Below are 20577 nucleotides of genomic sequence, written 5' to 3' on the forward strand. Positions count from 1 at the left end.
TTTGTTTCATAATGAATCAGCTGTAAAATGGGTACCGTGCGCCCATTATCAATGAATTAGATTTTAAAGTGACAATACTTACAAAAAACAATACAAACACCCCATCAACTTTTTTTCTTAACCTCCTATGGTTATTCTTAACCATTAGCTTTATGTCTATGTTAGGCTGGTTATTTCATTACAGTCACTATGGCTTGGATTTCACCGATGAGAGTTTTTATCTGATTTGGATAACAAATCCCTATCAATATAAGGCTTCTGTTTCACAATTCGGATTTATCTATCACCCCCTGCATCAGCTGCTTCATGGCAATGTTGCACTGCTTAGAGAAGCTAATATTGCCATTCTTTTCACATTATCATTTCTATTGACTAATCTGTTAATTAAATATTTTTATGCCGCATCACCCATTAACACTCCCCAGCGCTGGATTATTAGCAGCGGCACAGCAACAGCAAGCTTTGCTTTTTTTCAATCCTGGATTGCAACTCCAAGTTATAACAGCCTTACATTGCAAGCTCTGTTAATGTCGTCCATAGCACTTATCTTAATTGATAAACAAACAGCAAGTGCAACTACTGATAAACCGCTTAACCGTATTTGGAGCTGGATTTTTTTAGGCACGAGCGGCTGGCTTTCTGTCATGGCCAAACCCACTACCGCAGTGGCATTGGCCATTTGCTCCATCCTCTACTTATTCATGATAAGAAAGCTCCATACTCGTTATCTTCTTCTGTCTGCTGGCATCGCCACAGGTTTACTCATTCTCAGCGCCTGGTACATTGATAGCTCAATACCTGCCTTTATGACACGTATAAAAACCGGACTGGAAATGACTCAAATACTTGGCAGCGATAGCCATAATCTAAAAAACTTAATCAGGCTAGACGAGTTTGAACTAAGCCAAAATGCAAAAAATCTGTTTACCATCATAGTCATTACTATTTTGTGCTTAGTAGGTTTTTTAAATTCCAGAAAGCAAACTCTTATTTCCTTCGGTATTGGTTTATCGCTAACGATTATTTTGCTTGAATTAGCAATTATTTTAGGAATAGTTCATAAGAATATATCCATTGGCAATTTTCAAGGATTATTGCTTTGGTCTATCCCATTTGCTGCGCTCTTGAGTGGTTTTTTTCTCTGTGGGTATAAGTACTTATCTAAAATTTCCCGCTCTCACTGGGCTCTCGCTATTTTATTTCTTCTATTCCCTCATTTATACGCCATCGGAACAGGAAATAATTACTGGTCTCATGGTAGTCGGGCAGGAATCTTTTGGGTACTAAGCGGCTTCATCCTATTGGTTCCTATCATTGAAAATAGAAAAACCCATCTTATTGATTCCATTTGTATTAGCTACGCAATTTATAGTCGTGGTTTTTATAAATTCCAGCATTGAAGAACCTTACCGCCAACCACAACCGTTGCGCCAAAATAACTATACTTTTGAGATAAAGGAATTTGCAACCACTTTAAAGCTTTGTGATAAAGATGCTATCTATTTGACAAAGTCAAAAGAAATACTCAAAAATGCACATTTCAAATCTGGAACGCCGATGATCGATTTGACAGGGCATTCTCCTGGAATTCCCTACTTGTTAGGTGGAATTAATGTAGGAACACCCTGGATGTTCGGTGGATATTCTGGCAGCGACCAATTTGCGAAAACAGCCCTAAAAAAAGTTTCCTGCAAACAGCTTGCCCATGCATGGCTACTGATAGAGCCTGAATGGCCGCGAAATATATCTTCGGACATTCTTACAAGTTATGGTGCAGAATTGGACAAAGATTTTCAGATTGTCGGTGCGCTTAAAATAGCCGCGGGCACTGGTGGTCTTGAGAACAGCAGAACTCAATACATTTTAAAACCGACCCGCCCCATTAATGAAGCAATTTCCTTATGTTTAGCAACAAGATCACATGAGGGAGACCTTTTTGGCTGAGAAACTAGAGGAACTTTTATTTTCTCCATAACATCAAGTTGCATGACCTCAAAGCCCCCAAATTTACTGAAAGTTAATCGCCAATTACCTAGAAAACTAAATTGTTGCACAAAATAAATAAAGGCAACTACAGGCTACTTTTGCACTTACGCCATAGTAAATTATGAGTAAATACAACATAACCAGAACAGGTAGTTAGAAGTCCTATTACAAGATAATAGAGCAATGTATTACCCATCTTGTTTTATTAATTTTTGGGATTTATTAGTATTTTCCAACCGATAAACATCACGAATGATAGTATAAGGTCTTCTTTTTATTTCAATAAACATCTTTGAAAGATAAATTCCAATCACCCCTATTGAGGAAATGATAGCACCACCAAGTAACCAAATAGATGCCATTACTGAAGTCCAGCCGTCTAATATCTTATGATAAAAGAATTTACTAATAATTAAGAACATCGTATAACTGCAAGCAAAAACTGTAAGTAGTAAGCCAAAATAAAACACAGCAACTAAAGGTAAATTACTAAAAGAAGTAATTGAATTAACTAATAAAGATATTTTTCTACCAAGCGTGTACGTTGTTTTACTTGAAGAATGTTTTTTAACAATTTGAGCATGTTGTTGAAAGCCTGTTATATGCCATAACCCCGCAATATATATTTCATGTTCTTGATGGCGTATCAACGCATTTACATAGCGACGAGTCATTAAACGAGCAACCGTTATATTTGCTGGCAAGCGCTCTTTTGTTAAACTGTTAAGCAAAAAATAAAATAGTTTTCCACTGTAACGTTCAAAAAAATTGCCCTTCCTCTTTTTTTGAACTCCATATACAACATCACAATGTTCTGTTTGCATTTGCTCAGAAAAGGAAATAAGCCATTCGGGCTCTTCCTCCAGATCACTATCAAGCAAAAAGACTTTTTCTCCCTTAGCGTAACCTAATCCGGTCATCATCGCCTTATGGTGGCCAAAATTTCTTGATAAGTCGACAACAATGAGAGAGGGAAATTTTTCAATTAAACTGACAGATATTTTTAGACTGGCATCTGGCGAACCATCATTCACTAAAATAATTTCGAAATCATCTCCTGCCACTTGCTTAGCTGCTATAGAAGCCCTATGACAAAACTCCTGAATATATTGTTCGGACTTATAAAGCGTAGCAACAATTGAAAGTTTCATTCATATCCATTGGTGTATTAATTTTCAATTTTGTATTTTATCATAAGGCCATTTTAATAAAAAAGAGAATGCTGTGGCGTATTTATCTCAAGAACAATTACTCGCAATGAATTTTAAACAATTGGGTACAAATGTAAAAATTAGTGATAAAGCAAGTATTTATAATCCAGAATTTATTACAATAGGCAATAACTCTAGAATCGATGATTTTTGTGTAATTTCGGGAAAAATTACTGTAGGGAATTATGTCCATATTGCTGCCTTTTGTTTAATAGCTGGTGGCACAGAAGGAATTATTATTGAAGATTTCGCTGGCATTTCCTACGGTTCACAAATTTTTAGTCAATCCGACGATTACAGTGGACAGTTTATGGTTAGTCCATTGGTTCCAGCAGAATATAAAAATGAATTGAAAGCCCTAGTAACCATTGGCCGGCACGTCATTATTGGAGCGAGCTCAGTCGTTTTCCCTGGCGTTCATGTAGCAGAAGGTTGCTCTGTAGGAGCGATGACGCTTGTGACAAAGAGTACCACTCCTTGGGGTATCTACACAGGTATTCCTGCAAAAAGAGTTAAAGAAAAAAGCAAAGCAATTGAACTTCTTGAAAAAAAATTTCTTACTGAGGAAGGCTCTCATTAAATTTTAATCTAATTTACTCGTGTATATTTGTGACTTTGAATAAATATTAAAAATTGCTTTATTTGACTCTAGCAATATTTTTCAATGATTGGCCTACTAGGAGACCTGACGACAATAGCTAATGATGCCTAATTTAGCAAGCCAGAAAAAACACTAACTGAAATACCTCCGGACTGAATGGAAATAATATGAATCATAAAAAAATTGTATTTAATCAACCTTACATCACCGATGAAGCGTTGGGTCTTTTGCGAGAAGTCAAAGCCAATCAAGCCCTATCCGGGAATGGTATGTTCACAAAACGTTGCCATCAGTGGCTTGAAAAGCAAACCGGTTGCAACAAAGCCTTGTTAACTCATTCATGTACTGCCGCATTAGAAATGGCCGCCATTTTATTGGATATTCAGCCTGGGGATGAAGTGATCATGCCTTCCTACACATTTGTATCGACGGCTAATGCATTTGTGCTTCGAGGAGCAATACCAGTCTTTATTGATATTCGCGAAGATACGTTGAACTTGGATGAACATCTAATTGAAGATGCCATCACCTCAAAAACCAAAGCCATTGTACCCGTCCATTATGCTGGTGTTTCTTGTGAAATGGATACGATACTTGCTATCGCTCGTCGCTATCAATTAAAAGTCATTGAAGACGCTGCTCAGGGAATCATGGCCACATATAAGGGACGCGCTTTGGGCAGTATTGGCGATTTCGGAGCATACAGTTTTCATGAAACTAAAAATTTGATTAGCGGCGAAGGTGGGGCATTACTGGTCAATCAACCAGACGTAGCCATTCGTTCGGAAATTATATGGGAAAAAGGAACTGATCGCAGTCGTTTTTTTCGCGGCGAAATCGATAAATACACCTGGCAGGACATAGGTTCCTCTTTTTTACCTAGTGAATTAATTGCCGCTTTTTTATGGTCACAATTAAACGCCGCTGCCATGATTACCCAACAAAGGCTGGCTATCTGGAGCTACTATGATGCTGCCTTTACCACATTGGAAGAAAAAGGCTTGCTTCGTCGTCCTATTGTCCCCGAAGGTTGTCAGCACAATGCTCATATGTATTATGTGTTATTAGCTCCGGAAATTAATAGGCAAGCCGTTTTAACAGAACTAAAAGATAATGAAATTCATTCTGTTTTTCATTATATTCCTCTCCATAACTCCCCTGCTGGGCAACGTTATTGTCGTACCCATGGCGAGCTGCAACAAACAAACAAACAATCTGAATCCATCATCAGATTACCCATGTGGATTGGCTTGAACAATGAACAACAAGATAGAATTGTAGAGACACTGACCCATGCAATTTATAACAACCTTAAAAATAGTTGAGGTTAAGCAAATGAATATATTAATTACCGGAGGCGCCGGATTCATAGGATCAGCCTTAATTCGTTATCTAATTAAGCATTCCGAACATCTTGTGGTTAATGTAGACAATCTTACTTACGCCGGAAACTTATTGTCTTTAGCCTACATAAACACCAACTCACGTTATGTATTTGAAAAAGCAGACATTATTGACGCTGAAAAAATTTGCAGTATTTTTTCACGATATCAACCTGATGCCATTATGCATTTAGCAGCAGAAAGTCACGTGGATCGCTCTATTACAGGGCCTGCTGAATTTATTCAAACCAACATTGTCGGGACATACACACTTTTGGAAGCAGCAAGAAACTACTGGCAAACATTATCCCCTCAGCGAAAAGAAAGATTTCGTTTTCATCATATCTCAACAGACGAAGTGTACGGTGATCTTTCTAATTTGGATAAGCCCTTTACTGAAAAGACCCCCTATAATCCAAGTTCACCTTATTCCGCAAGCAAGGCAAGCGCTGATCATTTGGTACGTGCCTGGCATCGTACTTATGATTTACCAGTTCTTCTTACCAATTGTTCCAATAATTATGGCCCCTATCAATTCCCTGAAAAACTTATTCCATTTATGATACATCGGGCATTGGCAGGCAAATCATTGCCGCTTTATGGCGATGGAGAACAAATACGGGATTGGTTATACGTTGAAGATCATGTTAAAGCTTTATACCTTGTGCTCATGAAAGGGAATATTGGGGAAACTTATAACATTGGCGGACTGAATGAAAAAACAAACCTGGAAGTGGTACAAACCATCTGTCATTTACTGGAAGAGTTAGCGCCACATAAACCCGCTGGCATAACTAAATACCAGCAATTAATTACTTACGTTAAGGACAGAGCGGGCCATGATCGGCGATACGCCATAGACACCACCAAAATTAAAACACACCTCAACTGGGAACCAGTGGAAAATTTTGCAACTGGCATGCACAAAACCGTACAATGGTACTTATCCAATCAGCCATGGAGTCAAAGTGTACTGGACGGTTCCTACCGTCATAACCCATCGTAAGGATTTATATGAAAGGTATTATTTTAGCTGGTGGCTCAGGCACAAGACTGCATCCAATAACCAAAGGAATTTCCAAGCAACTATTGCCGATTTATGACAAGCCCATGATTTATTATCCATTATCAGTATTGATGTTGGCAGGAATTCGCGACATTTTAATCATCACTACTCAAGAAGATCAAAGTTCATTTCAACGCTTATTAGGACATGGTGAGCAATTCGGCATTCAATTAAGTTATGCCATACAACCCAATCCGGGGGGGCTTGCTCAAGCATTCCTCATAGGAGAAACGTTTATTGGAAAGGATCCCGTTTGCCTGATTTTAGGAGACAATATTTTTTATGGCCAAGGGTTTACACCAACATTGCAGGAAGTATCGGCGAGAAAACAAGGGGCCACCGTGTTTGCCTATCAAGTTACGAATCCATCATGTTTCGGTGTTGTTGAATTTGATGAAAATAATCGCGCCCTGTCTATAGAAGAAAAACCAGTAGAACCCAAATCAAATTATGCGGTTACCGGTTTATATTTTTACGATAATCAAGTCGTTAATATTGCAAAAGGTATAAAGCCATCTTCCCGAGGTGAGCTTGAGATTAGCTGCATCAATCAAGCCTATCTGGAACGTAATCTTTTAAACGTCGTACGATTAGGTCGAGGTTTCGCCTGGTTAGATACCGGCACTCACGAAAGTTTGCTCGAAGCCGGAATGTTTGTGCAGACGATTGAACATCGTCAAGGCTTAAAAATCGCATGTTTGGAAGAAATCGCATACAATCATCATTGGATTCATGCCGAGGATGTTAAAAGACAAGCCTTACGCTACAGCAAAACCACTTATGGAGAATATTTATTATCGATATTGGCCGATGCCGATACCCGACGCTTAGTAAACGTTTGTTAACTTTTTAGTAACTTTGGTTTGCCATTACAAAGAGGCATAATCGCAATCAGGAAATTATATTCTTTAAGTCATATCATGGAAAAAAATAACATTGTCTATAAGATACTTGCTCATCCCAAGATTTACCGGGCATTTCAACAGATTGTTGGTGGTAAAAAACCAAAGACCTATACTGTCATAGAAAAAATATGTACTGATTTTATAAAAACAAATGGACGTAAACCTGTACTATTAGACTTAGGTTGTGGAGAAGGGAAATTATGCGAATGGATTCATGACGTCTGCGATTACCACGGAGTAGATTATTCAGACGAATACCTATCTTACGCAAGGGAAACGTATAAGAATAAAGGCAAGTTTATCAAATTTGACTTATCTTCCCATCAGTCCTATACAAACTTATCAAACCGTTGGGACATCATTATTGGCATAGGGCTTTTGCACCACCTAGCTAATGAAGACGTACTAAAAATCAAAGAAAATTTTATGGATTTTAATCCCAATGCCATCATTTTTACCATTGACCCAGTCTTATTAGAACAGCAAAACTTGATTGCAAAATTTATTGTTTCCAGAGACCGCGGAAGTTATGTCAGAAAACTCCATGAATACCGGGAGCTGTTGAAAAATTATCAATACCATTTGGATAATTTTTGTCGAATTCCCTACAATCACATTTTATTCTATCAAAATATTGAACTAAAAAATTATTTATAATGCTGATGTAAAAATTATTGCATTCGATTTAACTCGAATACCATAGGAGTTGATAAACAGGCAGGCAAGTATTTCAATAGCCTTAACGTGCCTGTGTATTTCAGAAAATGGTAGAAATAAATCAGCAAACTTTTTGCATGCCTTTGTTTAAATTGAGGATCTTTTTCTATTCTAATCAATGCCTCATACAATAAGCCCTTTTTAAAATAGCAATTCAGCGCGTTGTATTTAGCGTAGTGTTTTACTGATAAATAAGTAATAAAATTTAACGAATCCCAAATCTCTCTCTTTGAACGGATTTTAGTTTTAAATAGCCGTTCGCTGATTTGTTTAAAGGGTTTAACAACAACTATTCCCAAATGAGGTTCATAAGGAATTAAATAGTTGGGGCAACCATGAATCATTTTCCCTTTTGGATTTAATACATTGACCATCGCATCCAGTGCCATGGGAAAATTAGGGATATGTTCAACGACATTACTGCTGAATATCAAATCAAATTGACCATGAGCCATGGTTAAATCTTCTGCAGTAATATCAAAAACTGGCAGTTTAAGATGAGCATAATAACTTAAAACAATGCGTTTCAAGGTATCAAATAACTCAAACCCACCAGCTGCAGGTTCTAAGGCAGTAATTGCGAATCCATTTTCTTTAAGAAATAAGCTAAAAAAACATAATCCTGCCCCTATCTCCAGAATCGATAACTCTTTTGACAAGTATTCTTTTACCAGATTTAATGAAACTCGTGTTTCATTAATATAAGTATCCAGTATGGAAGATATTTGCTGTGTACTACAATGTGTGGTGGCTACTGCGTCTTCTATAATTTGTTTTTTAGGTATTTTATGAATAAAAGATTCCAACTCAATCATGAACGACATGCCAGTTCATCCACAAAAATTTCATGAGCGCTGATCCTACCATACTGGGTCTATTTTCAGAAATGATAGGTACTTAGCAATATTTGCATCCGTTTTTTACAAAAGTCTTTGAGCTTCTGTTTAAAAATTTGAAAATCAACCAAGATTTCAAACTATGCAAGAATATGCTAGCATGGCTGACTTTGATTATGATTGAGCTTTGCAAATCAAACTCCATCCCAAAGATATGTAAAAAAGCAACATTGGGAATCCTATGAACCTAAGTATGCCAAACAATCACCCCCCTTTTCACTCAAATTTTGTAAGACTTGGCCATCGTAATTACGTGCAAGGTTCAACCTTAGTGCAAGGACTAATAGAAGCAATTGCCAGCTGGAATTTGGGCGCCTTGCAACACTTGAACATGGCATGTTATAGCATGCTAAATGAACAAGGTTGCTACGAACTCATAAAGCATGAACAGATGGATAATAATAATATTAAAAAAAGTGCCACTGTCTTTAAAATACGATGTAATAGCGTGGAGCATCTCGTTCTTTTAAATGGAACCCAAAAAGAAGTAACAACAGTCATTCCTTATGATGAAGAGGTACTTATTTCTCAGCACACCCTCCTTCCTTCTGAGAAAAAATTACCTATTCATGGAATGCTAATCACCCCTTGATGATGATATTAATTGCTTTAAATAAAGCACTGCTCCATGAAGTTTTAGCATCGAATGTTCATGGAAAATGGATTTTTATAAATGCGATTTAAATTGGCATGCATTACACTCTGAAACTGGCACGCTATCCCTGCAATTAGGAAACAACCTGGGCCTACAAAGTGCCTGTTCCAATATTTATTTAAACGAAACAAAAGTAGGTAATATTTTCTTTTCAAGGCCAGTCTTATGATAGGAATCCAAGATATTGGGGTTTATATCCCTCAACATAGAAATGACAATTTAGCCATGGCTAACCACTATCAAGTGGACGCTCACTTTATAACGAATAAAATTGGTATCCACACCACAGCACGCAAAAGCAATGAAGAATTTTCATCCGATTTATGCGTCAAAGCCTTTCAGGATTTAATGAGTCGTCATCCCGCTCTTGCAAGTCAGATAGATTGCATCAGCGTATGCACACAAAATGGTGATTATCAACTGCCTCATACTTCCGCAATTGTTCACAGCAAGCTTGATCTATCATCAGAATGCGCAGCGTTTGATATTTCTTTAGGCTGTTCAGGCTACGTATATGCTCTTCATATCATGAAAAGCTTTATGAATGACAATGGCATGCACTGCGGATTATTGTTTACCAGCGATCCCTATTCACAAATCGTCGATAAAGACGATAAAAATACGCATTTACTATTTGGAGATGCAGCTACGGTAACTTTGTTAACTCATGACCCGGTTTATACGCTGGAAAAAGGAGTGTTTGCAAGTTACGGCAAAGGATATCAAGCCTTAATAAAACGTCCAGAAGCTCCTTTATATATGAATGGCAGAGAAATATATAATTTTGTTTTGAAGCAAATTCCAGGATTAATAGAAAAATGCTTAAATAAAAACAATCTATCGCACGATCAGGTCGATTATTATTTATTTCATCAAGCCAGCAAATACGTCATTGAAAAACTCACAGAAAAATTACAATATGACCAGGAAAAAGTGCCTTTTGCCATAGAAGAATTTGGCAATACGGTGTCATCCAGCATTCCTATTTTATTAAAAGAATATTTTTTAACCAAAAAAGCAAATACTCTATTATTATGTGGCTTTGGAGTTGGGCTCTCAATGGCAGCAACGGTAATACGGAGAATAGAATCATGAAAGAAAAAGTATTAACTATCATTCAAGACGTTTCCAAAATCAGTCATGAAAAAATTGATATTAATAAAGACTTGGTTGAACAAGGCATTGATTCGCTAGATATGTTTGATATCTTATTTAAACTACAAGAAGAATTTAATATTAAAATCAGTGAAGAATCCATTGCGAATAATGAATGGACTTCCATCAGCAAGATTATTTCTCAACTCAATAAATTGCACTAAGGTCGCCCATGCTTAAACCGTTAAGCAGATCTTTTCAAGACGGCGATGAAGAGCAAGTCGTTGAATTATACAATAAAATAACAGGACGCAATCGTACTGTCCCACAACACCAATGGGAATGGCTTCATCCGCCTGAAGGCCGAGGGATGATGTGGGTTATTGAAGATGAAACCACTAAAAAAATCATTGGTCATCATGGGTTGATTCCAGTTCGTATTGTTTATCAGGGCAAAAGCTACCGTTTGGGTAAAACTGAAAATACCATCATTCACCCCAAACTGTTGGGAAATGGGCTTTATTTTTTATACGAAAAAAATTTTTTAGTGAATCTTCAGAACAATTTGACTTATTGGCTACCACTGCAGGGGATGGTGCGCCAGGAAAGATTCGCAAGCGCCTAAATTATAAACCTGTCAGTCATTATGAAATTTATTTTACCTTATGTAATGCTGCTCATGTAAAAAAAAACGTGCAAAAGCGCTTGTCAGGAAAAAAAGTAAATAAATTACTGAACTTTACTCTGAGTAATATAGCTGGATTATTGACTTGTCTTTCTTATCCTTTTTTCTCAGCCAAAAAAGTAACGCATAAAAAAATAGAATTATCGTACATCACGTCCATTAACGAATTAAGAAATGAACTGGACCGCTTTTGGGAGGACAATAAAGCTTGTTTTGGTATTACGATCGATAGAAGCAGTCATTTTTTACAATGGCGAATATTTGAGAATCCCAATATTAACTATACATTCATCGCCGCAAAACAAGAAGAAACATTAGTTGGCTATATCATTTTGAAAAAAACTCACGGTCGGCTGGATTATGGTGTGATTGAAGATATTGTCGCCAAGGATTTAAGTATCGATATTTACTTGAGTTTATTGCAAGAAGCAAAAAACTACTGCAATAAGGAACACTATGCAGCCATTATTTTTCCAACACTCTCTTCAAACTCACGTTTAAAAACATTTTCAAAAAAGGGGGTATTCTAGTGATCAATTTCTTTTAAAACGTTTGCGTTCTATGTTTAAGAAAGCCCCCAAGAATACAGAGTTTCTAATCAATAAACTTCAATGTCCTATCGATGATAATGACTTATATGACGCCTCCAAATGGTATTTTACCGGGTTATTTTTTGAAGGAATCCATTAGAATCCGTTGACTTTGTTCATTGCTATATTTGCATCCATTTTTTGCAAAATGCTAGAATGCAAAAGAATATTCAGCCATCCTCCATTAAATGAAATCTTTGCTGCATGTTACAAATGCTTTATTCAAACAAAATCCATTGTTACGGAATGTTTCAATGATTGTTCGCGGAACGGTATTAGGACAAGGGCTTGTTTTTCTTTTATCGCCAATTATAACTCGAATTTATGCACCGGAAGATTTTGGCATCTATACAGTTTACTTTTCTTTATTGAGTATTTTATCCATCATCATTGCTCTGCGCTTTGAGGTGGCTATCCCTATTGCCAAAAAAAAACTGGAAGCAAACCATTTACTCCTCATCGCCCTGTTAAGTACGTTAATCCTTTCTTTGTTTACTGCAGGAATCATTTATGGTTGGGGGCAGCCCCTTTCTGATCGCTTTCATATGGCTAAACTCAGTCATTATTTATGGTTGCTGCCCATCAGTTTAGTGGCCGTAGGATTTTATAATGCCTTAAGTTACTGGTTTGTCCGTCATCGAAGCTTTGAACACATCGGGAAAACCAAGGTAACCCAGGGAAGTGGTATTGTTACGACGCAAATCACGTTAGGTCTTATGCAGTTTAAACCCCTAGGATTATTAATTGGACAAACCGTTGGTCATACTCTTGGAGCACTAACCTTTATAACAGCCCTGCTTCGCTTTGACAGGCTCTTTTTTAAAAAAATAAGACCATCCTTTTTATTTACTACGGCCAAGCGTTATTGGCGATTTCCTGTTTTTTCAATGCCTTCAGGATTAATAAATGCCTTGGCGCTTTATTTACCTGCAGTCATCATTTCCGCCACCTACGGCAGCCAAGTAGCAGGCTGGTATGGCTTAACGGCTCAAGTCATTGGCATCCCTTTAGGATTAATAGGGCAAGCCATTGGCCAAGTGTATTTGGGGGAAGGCGCTGTATTAAAAAACCAAGGCAATTTTCTGGCATTACGGACTTTATACATAAAAACGATTCGCCACTCACTGATGCTTGCCTTTCCCTTTATTGTTCTTATCTTACTGTTTGCCCCTTCCATATTCAGCTGGACATTTGGAGAGAGCTGGTATGACGCTGGCCTGTTTGCCCGTCTTTTGGGAATCATGTTCTTATTAGAATTTGCCATCATTGGTCCCTCACAAAATTTTGCACTGATGGAACAGCAAGCGCTTGGCTTATATTGGAATATTTTTTTCGTCGCCTTAATCATGCTGGCATTCGTGCCAGCACTTTTTTATTCAGCCAGTTATTTCACCACCGTGCTCTATTTAGGTATTGCCAAGTCCATTGGTTATATTACAATGGCATTCCTTAACTTGCATGCCATAGGCAACAACAAGAAGTTGAATCATCCAATATGTGTGGAATAGCTGGGATATATAATTTAGGTTCAGACAGTTTTTCCGGCCTAGAATCGGTTCATAAAATGGCCAATGCCATGATTAACCGTGGACCCAATGGCGAAGGCTATTTTTTCGCCTATAAAAATAATCAAAATAGCCAGTTTTTAAGTAAAGCTAATCCCAACCTCTATCCTCAAAAAGCCGATTTATTTCTGGCTCACAGACGCCTGTCTATCATTGATTTGTCTGATGCTGCATTACAACCTATGTGTACGGAAGACCGCCGATATTGGATAACTTATAACGGCGAGCTCTACAATTACCAATTACTGGCAGACGAGTTAAAACGATTAGGCGTTGACATTGTCTCGCGAAGCGACACGGAAGTATTGCTCAAATGCTATCGTCAATGGGGAGCCAAAGCATTAGACAAGTTTAATGGCATGTTTGCCTTTGCTATTTGGGATGATAAGGAAAAAACGCTGTTTTGCGCGCGAGACAGGGTTGGTATTAAGCCCTTATATTATACCATTCAAAACAATCGATTTATTTTTGCTTCCGATATCAAAACTTTGATCGCTTCTGGCTTATATAAACCAGACATAGATTATGAAGGATTGTATCATGCCATGAGTTATGGGGTAGCCCCTCGCCCTTATACCTGCTTTAAAAATGTATTTGCTCTTCCTCAATCTCATTGGATGCTTATTAAACCCAATGGAGAAATCATTCAACAGCGATATTGGCAAATTCCAATCAATACTCAAGATCAAACCATGTCCGAAATGGATGCCGCGGATTTACTGGAAGAAAACTTAAAACCTCAGTAAAGCGTCGTCTTGTTTCAGATGTAACAGTAGGTACCTTCATGTCCGGAGGCGTTGATTCCACCCTCATCACCGCCATGGCTGCCAAAGAACACCCGGGAATTAAGGCTTTCACTTTAGGTTATGAAGGGTATGCCTCCGAATTTGATGAAGTTCCGCAAGCAAAAGCCACAGCAGCCATGTATCCACTGGAACATGTTGTGCGAACCATAAAAGCAGACTCCATACTCACCAACATTCAAGATAATATACGCCATTTTGAAGAGCCTTATTATTCTTTATCTCCCAATTTTTTAATTTCCCGTTTGGTCAGTGAGCATGAGGTAACGGTCGTATTAAATGGCCTTGGGGGAGATGAATTATTTGCTGGTTATAGACATTCTCGTTGGGCAAACCGTCAACGACTTATGCGAACAATCGCACCTTTTTTTAAGATTCTTAAAAATTATAAAGAATTATATGCTCGTGTCTCTGAGTTTTCGATGGCAAAAACAGCCGATCGTTATTATAGCTTGTTGTTTACAATTATGTCGGAAAACATTAAACAAAAGTTATTTTTAAATCCTGACATAGCATCCCTGAACACCATTGAAAAACTAAATCAAATTTACATTGGCAAAGACACAACATTTACGGATAGTATTGAAGCCATGTGTTACATGGATTTGATTCATTACATCGGTAATCATCATGTGTATCGGGTTGATCAATTTACCATGGCTTTTTCTCTGGAGGGCCGGTTCCCATTTCTAGATCATGAAGTGATTGAAGCTGCTTTCCGGATTCCATCCAAATATAAAATTAAGAATGGACAGCAAAAATACATCGTAAAAAAAGTTGCTGAAAAATACATTGCGCCGGAATGCTTATCCATGAAGAAAAAAGGTTTTTCACTACCGATGAGCCATTGGATCAAAAACGATCTGTCCAATTATGTTACGACTCAACTGACCTCTTTGGCAAAACGAGAGTTGTTTCATCCAAAAGTCATTTGGAACGTTTGGTCCATGTTTAATCAAGGCAAGATAGACAGCAGATACGTGTGGCAACTGGTTGCAGTAGAAGCATGGCTACAAATGTTTTTTTAGCATGATTACGGTCAATATTCCCCAAAATTATCGTGCAGAAAGAGAATACATTTTACATACTCTTTTACATCAGTTTTTAGGAATCAATTATATATTAAATACTCACGATTCCTCGGGAATAACACTCACCTGCAACCATAAAACATTGCATATTCAAGATACGCTATTTTCGACGAAGCCCGTTCATTGGCTCACCGAGCACTCATTACCCCGAAATAAAGCATCCATTTGGGATATCAAAGATTTTCCATTAAACGTCTTTATTCTCGATACTAAGCTTCCTGTCATTTATGGAAAAAACGATTTAAATGGAACGTTTTTTCTTATCACCGACAAAGCGATCCATTTGAATCTAGATGTGTTTGGTTCTTCATTTTTTCTACTGACAGGCTATGAAGAGTTTGTAAAAAAAGAACGTGATATTCATGGGCGTTTCCCTTTTGAAGCGTCTCATGCTTATCAAAATCAATACGTTCATCGCCCACTTGTTAATGAATATCTGGAAATCCTTTGGGCCTGCATGAAGCACTTATGGCCAGACTTGGAAAGAAAACAACACCGCTATCAATTGCGATTAACCCATGATGTTGATATTCCGTTTCGATATGCATTTGCAAGCTGGAAAAATTGCACCAAAGAAATGGCCAAATTAACATTGAATAAACAATACATGCAAGCCTTACAGCAACCATATAATTTTTATATGGTCAAGGTTCGCAAAAAAGCTTTAAGTGATCCATTCAATACGTTTTCTTTTTTAATGGATATTGCTGAAAAGCAAGGCATTTCTGCGACATTTTATTTTATGGTTGAACATACCAATCGTATGAACGCCGACTACAGCCTGACTCATCCTTTTCTCATAGAATTACTGAAAACGATACATCACCGTGGACATCAAATTGGTTTGCATGGAAGTTATTATTCTTATCAGTCAGAAAAAATAGTTCACCAAGAAATAGAATGGTTAAAAAAAACTTGTGATAGCTATGGCATCACTCAAAATTATTGGGGGAATCGTCAACACTATCTAAGATGGGATCCTCAAAGTACCGCTTCGATTCTTCATCAAGCTTCGATTAATCATGACTCGACCGTAGGATATGCAGAACAAACAGGATTTCGAGCAGGAACTTGTTTTGATTATTATCTCTATGATTTGGCAACCGGTAAACAACTTGCAGTCATTGAGCGCCCTTTAGTGGTCATGGAAGCATCACTTTTAGGATATATGAATCTTAATCATGAAGACGCTTATAAAGAAATAAAAAAATTGCAACAGGTGTGCAAATTTTATCATGGTAATTTTACGCTATTGTGGCATAATTCTACCTTGCAAAAACATCAGGATAAAGATTTATTCCAAGCGTGTGTTAATGATTAATAACATATTACCAAATAAAAATCTTTAAGAAACAATAAGCATATGCATTTATATATTATTCGACATTTACAAACGGACTGGAATAAAAAAGGTATTTTACAAGGTACTCATGATTTAAACATTTTACCGGTAGCTCCAGAGGTAACTGACCTCATCCAACAACAAAAAAAAATGCTTCACGAGAAAGTGAATTCTTTTGATCTCGTGTTAACCAGCTCTCTGCGTCGAACTCAAGAGACAGCCTTAGAATATGGATTTTCCAATTTTTTCGTTGAACCACTGATTAATGAATTAAATTTTGGGAAATTTGAGGGACAGCCACGCGAATTATTAATAAAAGAACTTGGACAACCATGGTTCGATGATCCAAGAGAATTAGTTCTGGGTGAATCCATTCACCATTTTGAATTGCGTATACGGGCATTCTTAGAAAAATATCAGCACCTTGAACAATTATTAATATTTTCCCATGGCAGCTGGACAAGAGGAGTGATATCGTTTGTCAGATTTGGAAATCTTAAAATGATGAATCAGGTGCAAGTTTTGAATAATCAATTGATTGAATTAATTTATCAAGAACATTTAGTCGCATAGTCGGAGATAAAATGGACAGCTTTTTAAAACTACCCTCAAGGCAAAATAAACCAAGAAAACAGGGGCTTACTGTCCTAATTGATAATGGATACCCACTTGCTTATTTTACAGACGTATTAAACAGCCACGGCCATTTAATAGACTACGTAAAATTTGGATGGGGCACTGCTTATATCACTAAAGATATTACTAAAAAAATAGAAACAGCCAGACAAAATAACATCGAAGTATTTCTGGGTGGTACGTTTTTTGAAAAAGCTTATTTACAGAAAAAATTGATGATTTCATAAGCTATGCAAAAGCCTTAGGATGTACGTTAGTTGAAATATCTAATGGCACCATTGACATGGATAACCATGAAAAAGCCATGTTTATAGCGGACTTTGCATCTGAGTTTGAAGTATTCAGTGAAGTTGGGTATAAAGATCAAATCCGTTCACAAGAGCTTCATCCAGCTAAATGGATTGAATTTATAAATGAAGACTTAAATGCAGGTGCTTCTCGGGTCATTACTGAAGCCAGAGAATCTGGAGCCAGCGGTATTTGTCGCAGCAATGGTGAATTACGTTATGGCTTGATTGAGGAAATTATTCATTCTGGCATTGATTTAAATTCCCTTATTTTTGAAGCACCTAATAAAGATTTGCAAACTTATTTTATTAAACATATTGGTCATGAAGTTAATCTGGCCAATATTGCTTTTGATGATGTCATCGCGCTTGAAACCTTACGACTTGGTTTACGTTCCGATACGCTGGTCAACCCGAATGATTAAGGAGTACCTTATATGAGAGATCCAATACAGGTTTTTCATCTGGCCATACCCTGCTCCAATCTGGATGAAGCACAAGATTTTTATATAAATAAATTAGGGTGTAAGCTGGCCCGGCGTTATCACGATCGCATCACCGTTAATTTTTTGGTGATCAGTTAGTTTGTCACTTAGCACCCGAAGACATTGATGTTCAGCCTAAAATGTATCCACGCCATTTTGGTGTAACGTTTGTTGATAAAACAAAGTTTGATGATCTACTCAACAAAGCACGCATGAACAAAGCACCTTTTTTTCAAGAATTGTTTGTAAGATTTCCGGGTCAAAAAGAAGAACACTATACTTTTTTTCTTAAAGACCCTTCCAATAATTTGCTGGAGTTTAAATTTTATCTTGATCCAGACATGAGATATTAAGAGTAAAAATTTTAACTTCAATGTTAGTGTAACAGCTTTTATCTGGACTTCACGATGCCCTTAATGGAAATAAATGCGTTACTGTGTGCATGCTTCAGTGAATTAAATAAACAGAATCAAGCTTTTTCTTGTTAATACACAATCAAATCATATGAGTAAGCAACTATGTGCGGAATATTTGGAATTGTAGCCGATCAAAACTCTAAGTTCAGTACCAGTTTGTTAGATAGCCTTATCCGTAAAATGTTTAAATTATCTGAGTCCAGAGGGAAAGAAGCTTCTGGCCTTGCAGTCCGTTTGGAAGATATTCAGATTTATAAACAAGCTATTTCTGCCAGCCAACTGATTAAATCAGCTGAATACCGCAAACTCATGAGTCAATTGCTGTCTCAAGTTTCCAAAAACGATCAATTGGAAAAATCATTTGCCCTCATCGCGCATTCCAGGCTGGTTACCAATGGTATTCAAGCAAACAATAATAATAATCAACCGGTTACAAACAGCGGTCTTGTAGGAATTCATAACGGTATTATTGTCAATGTCGATGAATTATGGCAAAAACATGCTGATCTTAAACGCAATAGTGACGTGGATTCCGAAGTTTTACTAGCGTTAACGAATAAATTCTATCATCAAAAGAAAAATCTCTTTGCTGCAGTGCAGGATGTTTTTGGTGAAATAGAAGGTGCCGCCTCTTTTGCGGCTTTTTTTAATGATGAAGATTATTTACTCCTCAGCACAAATACAGGGTCATTTTATATTTGTTTTGATGAAAAACATCACATTTTATTGTTTGCTTCAGAATCCTATATCTTAGAGCAAGCTAAAAAATTTCTTCAGGGTAAATTAAACGCAGATGTTATACAAATTAAACCGTTTGAAGGCTATTTACTTAATATCCATGATTTCAAACTACGACATTTTAAATTTGCCCAAAACATCGAACAACCAACGTTCCAAACATCGGCTTATATTAAAAAACTCCATATTAAAGATCACTCTAATAAGGCTGAGGAAGCACGCGATAATCTACGCAGATGCCAACGTTGCATTTTACCCGAGACCATGCCTTTTATACGTTTTAACGAACAAGGCATCTGTAATTATTGCGAAAATTATCGCCCTGTTCATCGCGAGGGTGAAGAAAAACTATTAGAGCGTGTTGAATCCTTCCGGAAAAAAAATGGCGCGCCTGACTGCATACTAGCGTTCAGTGGCGGTCGCGACAGCTCTTATGGTCTTCACTATCTTACCAATATTTTAAAAATGAAGCCGATCGCTTTTACTTATGATTGGGGCATGGTGACGGATTTAGCTCGACGCAATCAAGCAAGAATGTGTGGAAAACTAGGCATAGAACATATTTTAATTTCTGCGGATATTAAGAAAAAACGTAATCACATCCGAAAAAATATTCATGCATGGCTAAAAAACCTTCTTTAGGAACGGTGCCCATCTTTATGGCGGGTGATAAGCAATACATCTCTTATCCTGGTGAACTGAGAAAACGGACAAACACAGAGCTTGTATTTTATTGTCGTAATCAAATGGAGAAAACCAATTTTAAGACTGGCTTCTGCGGCGTTAACGAGGCAGGCAAATGGTATTACGAAATATCAGCCAAAGATAAGCTAAAAATAATATCTTATTATTTAAAAGAATACATGACTAACTGGTCATATTTAAACAGCTCTTTGCTGGATACATTAGCCGGTGTATATGATTCTTTTTTGTAGACAGAACCAATTATATTCAGTTATTTAATTACTTGGAATGGGATGAAAATCTTATCAATAACACCTTAAAAGACGAGTACAATTGGGAATTTGCTACAGATACAAATTCAAGCTGGCGAATTGGAGATGGTACTGCTGCTTTTTACAACTACATTTATTACACTGCCGCAGGTTTTTCCGAAATTGATACGTTTCGCAGCAACCAAATCCGAGAAGGACTCATTTCAAGGGAAGAAGCATTAAACATGGCAAAAACGGAAAACCAGCCGCGTTATGAATCAATATTAGAATATGCACGCATCATTGGGTTTGATTGTGATGAAGCACTGAAGATAATTAATGCGATGCCAAAATTATATTTAGTTGAGTAACCATTAATTATTTTGGAGTTTTTAAAAGGACATCATGAAAATTTTAATTTTAAACTGTTTTAGCCGTAATGCCTTGGCTGTCATTAATAGTCTAGATCCCAGTTATACTATTGTTGGGG

23 protein-coding genes and 1 pseudogene are annotated in these 20577 nt (G+C 37.1%); 22 read left to right on the forward strand and 2 right to left on the reverse strand.

The features are described 5' to 3' along the window. Positions 1–158 precede the first annotated feature (158 nt). Both LOA_RS09290 and LOA_RS13825 read left to right on the forward strand, forming a co-directional pair. Positions 159–1400: a hypothetical protein gene (locus LOA_RS09290; protein ID WP_025386093.1), complete on the forward strand. Its 1242-nt coding sequence runs from the start codon at positions 159–161 to the stop codon at positions 1398–1400. Then, positions 1375–1944: a hypothetical protein gene (locus LOA_RS13825; protein ID WP_025386094.1), complete on the forward strand. Its 570-nt coding sequence runs from the start codon at positions 1375–1377 to the stop codon at positions 1942–1944. The genes LOA_RS09290 and LOA_RS13825 overlap by 26 nt, the downstream gene beginning before the upstream one ends. A gap of 230 nt (positions 1945–2174) precedes the next feature. Here LOA_RS13825 and LOA_RS09295 read toward each other — a convergent pair whose 3' ends face one another. Then, positions 2175–3137 (reverse strand): glycosyltransferase family 2 protein, encoded by a 963-nt coding sequence (locus tag LOA_RS09295; RefSeq protein ID WP_025386095.1) that lies wholly within the window; start codon positions 3135–3137, stop codon positions 2175–2177. A 73-nt stretch (positions 3138–3210) separates the two neighbouring features. Between LOA_RS09295 and LOA_RS09300 the strand changes: the two genes are divergently transcribed. The 5 genes from LOA_RS09300 to LOA_RS09320 all read left to right on the forward strand — a co-directional run bounded on the left by LOA_RS09300 (position 3211) and on the right by LOA_RS09320 (position 7808). Then, positions 3211–3777, forward strand: coding sequence for an acyltransferase (locus LOA_RS09300; RefSeq protein ID WP_025386096.1), 567 nt, complete (start codon positions 3211–3213; stop codon positions 3775–3777). 188 nt (positions 3778–3965) lie between these two features. Then, positions 3966–5123 carry a dTDP-4-amino-4,6-dideoxygalactose transaminase gene (rffA, locus tag LOA_RS09305; RefSeq protein ID WP_035894985.1) on the forward strand — a complete coding sequence of 386 codons (1158 nt, stop codon included), beginning with the start codon at positions 3966–3968 and terminating at the stop codon, positions 5121–5123. A gap of 10 nt (positions 5124–5133) precedes the next feature. Continuing rightward, entirely contained in the window at positions 5134–6186 is a 1053-nt protein-coding gene (rfbB, locus tag LOA_RS09310; RefSeq protein WP_025386098.1) for a dTDP-glucose 4,6-dehydratase, read from the forward strand. Positions 6187–6194: 8 nt separating this feature from the next. Next, positions 6195–7091 carry a glucose-1-phosphate thymidylyltransferase RfbA gene (rfbA, locus tag LOA_RS09315; protein WP_025386099.1) on the forward strand — a complete coding sequence of 299 codons (897 nt, stop codon included), beginning with the start codon at positions 6195–6197 and terminating at the stop codon, positions 7089–7091. A gap of 75 nt (positions 7092–7166) precedes the next feature. Then, positions 7167–7808 carry a class I SAM-dependent methyltransferase gene (locus tag LOA_RS09320; protein WP_025386100.1) on the forward strand — a complete coding sequence of 214 codons (642 nt, stop codon included), beginning with the start codon at positions 7167–7169 and terminating at the stop codon, positions 7806–7808. A gap of 14 nt (positions 7809–7822) precedes the next feature. Here the strand turns inward: LOA_RS09320 and LOA_RS09325 are convergent, their stop codons facing one another. Beyond that, complete coding sequence (locus tag LOA_RS09325; RefSeq protein WP_025386101.1) at positions 7823–8683, reverse strand: class I SAM-dependent methyltransferase; 861 nt, start codon at positions 8681–8683, stop codon at positions 7823–7825. Positions 8684–8957: 274 nt separating this feature from the next. Here LOA_RS09325 and LOA_RS09330 point away from each other — a divergent pair, with 274 nt between their 5' ends. The 15 genes and pseudogenes from LOA_RS09330 (at position 8958) to LOA_RS13835 (ending at position 20458) form a co-directional block, all read left to right on the forward strand. Further along, entirely contained in the window at positions 8958–9356 is a 399-nt protein-coding gene (locus LOA_RS09330) for a hypothetical protein (RefSeq protein WP_025386102.1), read from the forward strand. Positions 9357–9584: 228 nt separating this feature from the next. Beyond that, positions 9585–10514, forward strand: a complete 930-nt coding sequence (locus LOA_RS09335; RefSeq protein WP_025386103.1) for a ketoacyl-ACP synthase III — start codon at positions 9585–9587, stop codon at positions 10512–10514. Continuing rightward, positions 10511–10738 (forward strand): acyl carrier protein, encoded by a 228-nt coding sequence (locus tag LOA_RS09340; RefSeq protein ID WP_025386104.1) that lies wholly within the window; start codon positions 10511–10513, stop codon positions 10736–10738. Before LOA_RS09335 ends, LOA_RS09340 begins: the two co-directional genes overlap by 4 nt. Positions 10739–10746: 8 nt before the next feature. After that, the gene (locus LOA_RS09345; protein ID WP_025386105.1) at positions 10747–11139 is read left to right on the forward strand and encodes a GNAT family N-acetyltransferase; all 393 of its coding nucleotides are present in this window, start codon (positions 10747–10749) and stop codon (positions 11137–11139) included. Beyond that, positions 11088–11729 (forward strand): GNAT family N-acetyltransferase, encoded by a 642-nt coding sequence (locus LOA_RS09350; RefSeq protein WP_025386106.1) that lies wholly within the window; start codon positions 11088–11090, stop codon positions 11727–11729. The genes LOA_RS09345 and LOA_RS09350 overlap by 52 nt, the downstream gene beginning before the upstream one ends. A 248-nt stretch (positions 11730–11977) precedes the next feature. Next, the gene (locus tag LOA_RS09355) at positions 11978–13297 is read left to right on the forward strand and encodes a lipopolysaccharide biosynthesis protein (RefSeq protein ID WP_025386107.1); all 1320 of its coding nucleotides are present in this window, start codon (positions 11978–11980) and stop codon (positions 13295–13297) included. Then, positions 13285–14100 carry an asparagine synthetase B family protein gene (locus LOA_RS09360; protein WP_025386108.1) on the forward strand — a complete coding sequence of 272 codons (816 nt, stop codon included), beginning with the start codon at positions 13285–13287 and terminating at the stop codon, positions 14098–14100. Before LOA_RS09355 ends, LOA_RS09360 begins: the two co-directional genes overlap by 13 nt. Positions 14101–14138: 38 nt before the next feature. Beyond that, positions 14139–15185 (forward strand): asparagine synthetase B family protein, encoded by a 1047-nt coding sequence (locus tag LOA_RS09365; protein WP_025386109.1) that lies wholly within the window; start codon positions 14139–14141, stop codon positions 15183–15185. A 1-nt stretch (position 15186) separates the two neighbouring features. Further along, on the forward strand, positions 15187–16569 hold the full coding sequence (locus LOA_RS09370) for a polysaccharide deacetylase family protein (RefSeq protein WP_025386110.1): 1383 nt from the start codon (positions 15187–15189) through the stop codon (positions 16567–16569). Positions 16570–16611: 42 nt separating this feature from the next. After that, the gene (locus tag LOA_RS09375) at positions 16612–17163 is read left to right on the forward strand and encodes a histidine phosphatase family protein (RefSeq protein ID WP_025386111.1); all 552 of its coding nucleotides are present in this window, start codon (positions 16612–16614) and stop codon (positions 17161–17163) included. 11 nt (positions 17164–17174) lie between these two features. Continuing rightward, a pseudogene (locus LOA_RS09380) lies at positions 17175–17938 on the forward strand (phosphosulfolactate synthase). Between the two features lie 12 nt (positions 17939–17950). Beyond that, a complete protein-coding gene (locus LOA_RS14920; protein WP_202961879.1) occupies positions 17951–18097 on the forward strand; it encodes a VOC family protein in 147 nt (48 codons plus the stop codon). A gap of 419 nt (positions 18098–18516) precedes the next feature. Next, positions 18517–19794 carry a hypothetical protein gene (locus LOA_RS09390; RefSeq protein ID WP_052335933.1) on the forward strand — a complete coding sequence of 426 codons (1278 nt, stop codon included), beginning with the start codon at positions 18517–18519 and terminating at the stop codon, positions 19792–19794. Next, positions 19773–20087 (forward strand): hypothetical protein, encoded by a 315-nt coding sequence (locus tag LOA_RS13830; protein WP_052335934.1) that lies wholly within the window; start codon positions 19773–19775, stop codon positions 20085–20087. The genes LOA_RS09390 and LOA_RS13830 overlap by 22 nt, the downstream gene beginning before the upstream one ends. 32 nt (positions 20088–20119) lie before the next feature. After that, positions 20120–20458 (forward strand): hypothetical protein, encoded by a 339-nt coding sequence (locus LOA_RS13835; RefSeq protein ID WP_052335935.1) that lies wholly within the window; start codon positions 20120–20122, stop codon positions 20456–20458. The last annotated feature ends 119 nt before the right edge of the window (positions 20459–20577 follow it).

It is taken from the genome of Legionella oakridgensis ATCC 33761 = DSM 21215, from assembly GCF_000512355.1.
GTDB lineage: Bacteria > Pseudomonadota > Gammaproteobacteria > Legionellales > Legionellaceae > Legionella_A > Legionella_A oakridgensis.

Excerpts from the sequence above, each read along its gene's own strand:
- LOA_RS09290 (WP_025386093.1), top strand. The coding sequence starts at position 159 with ATGTTAGGCTGGTTATTTCATTACAGTCACTATGGCTTGGATTTCACC.
- LOA_RS09295 (WP_025386095.1), bottom strand. The coding sequence starts at position 3,137 with ATGAAACTTTCAATTGTTGCTACGCTTTATAAGTCCGAACAATATATT.
- rffA (WP_035894985.1), top strand. The coding sequence starts at position 3,966 with ATGAATCATAAAAAAATTGTATTTAATCAACCTTACATCACCGATGAA.
- rfbB (WP_025386098.1), top strand. The coding sequence starts at position 5,134 with ATGAATATATTAATTACCGGAGGCGCCGGATTCATAGGATCAGCCTTA.
- rfbA (WP_025386099.1), top strand. The coding sequence starts at position 6,195 with ATGAAAGGTATTATTTTAGCTGGTGGCTCAGGCACAAGACTGCATCCA.
- LOA_RS09320 (WP_025386100.1), top strand. The coding sequence starts at position 7,167 with ATGGAAAAAAATAACATTGTCTATAAGATACTTGCTCATCCCAAGATT.
- LOA_RS09325 (WP_025386101.1), bottom strand. The coding sequence starts at position 8,683 with ATGATTGAGTTGGAATCTTTTATTCATAAAATACCTAAAAAACAAATT.
- LOA_RS09330 (WP_025386102.1), top strand. The coding sequence starts at position 8,958 with ATGCCAAACAATCACCCCCCTTTTCACTCAAATTTTGTAAGACTTGGC.
- LOA_RS09335 (WP_025386103.1), top strand. The coding sequence starts at position 9,585 with ATGATAGGAATCCAAGATATTGGGGTTTATATCCCTCAACATAGAAAT.
- LOA_RS09340 (WP_025386104.1), top strand. The coding sequence starts at position 10,511 with ATGAAAGAAAAAGTATTAACTATCATTCAAGACGTTTCCAAAATCAGT.
- LOA_RS09345 (WP_025386105.1), top strand. The coding sequence starts at position 10,747 with ATGCTTAAACCGTTAAGCAGATCTTTTCAAGACGGCGATGAAGAGCAA.
- LOA_RS09355 (WP_025386107.1), top strand. The coding sequence starts at position 11,978 with ATGAAATCTTTGCTGCATGTTACAAATGCTTTATTCAAACAAAATCCA.
- LOA_RS09360 (WP_025386108.1), top strand. The coding sequence starts at position 13,285 with ATGTGTGGAATAGCTGGGATATATAATTTAGGTTCAGACAGTTTTTCC.
- LOA_RS09365 (WP_025386109.1), top strand. The coding sequence starts at position 14,139 with ATGTCCGGAGGCGTTGATTCCACCCTCATCACCGCCATGGCTGCCAAA.
- LOA_RS09370 (WP_025386110.1), top strand. The coding sequence starts at position 15,187 with ATGATTACGGTCAATATTCCCCAAAATTATCGTGCAGAAAGAGAATAC.
- LOA_RS09375 (WP_025386111.1), top strand. The coding sequence starts at position 16,612 with ATGCATTTATATATTATTCGACATTTACAAACGGACTGGAATAAAAAA.
- LOA_RS14920 (WP_202961879.1), top strand. The coding sequence starts at position 17,951 with ATGAGAGATCCAATACAGGTTTTTCATCTGGCCATACCCTGCTCCAAT.
- LOA_RS09390 (WP_052335933.1), top strand. The coding sequence starts at position 18,517 with ATGTGCGGAATATTTGGAATTGTAGCCGATCAAAACTCTAAGTTCAGT.
- LOA_RS13830 (WP_052335934.1), top strand. The coding sequence starts at position 19,773 with ATGGCTAAAAAACCTTCTTTAGGAACGGTGCCCATCTTTATGGCGGGT.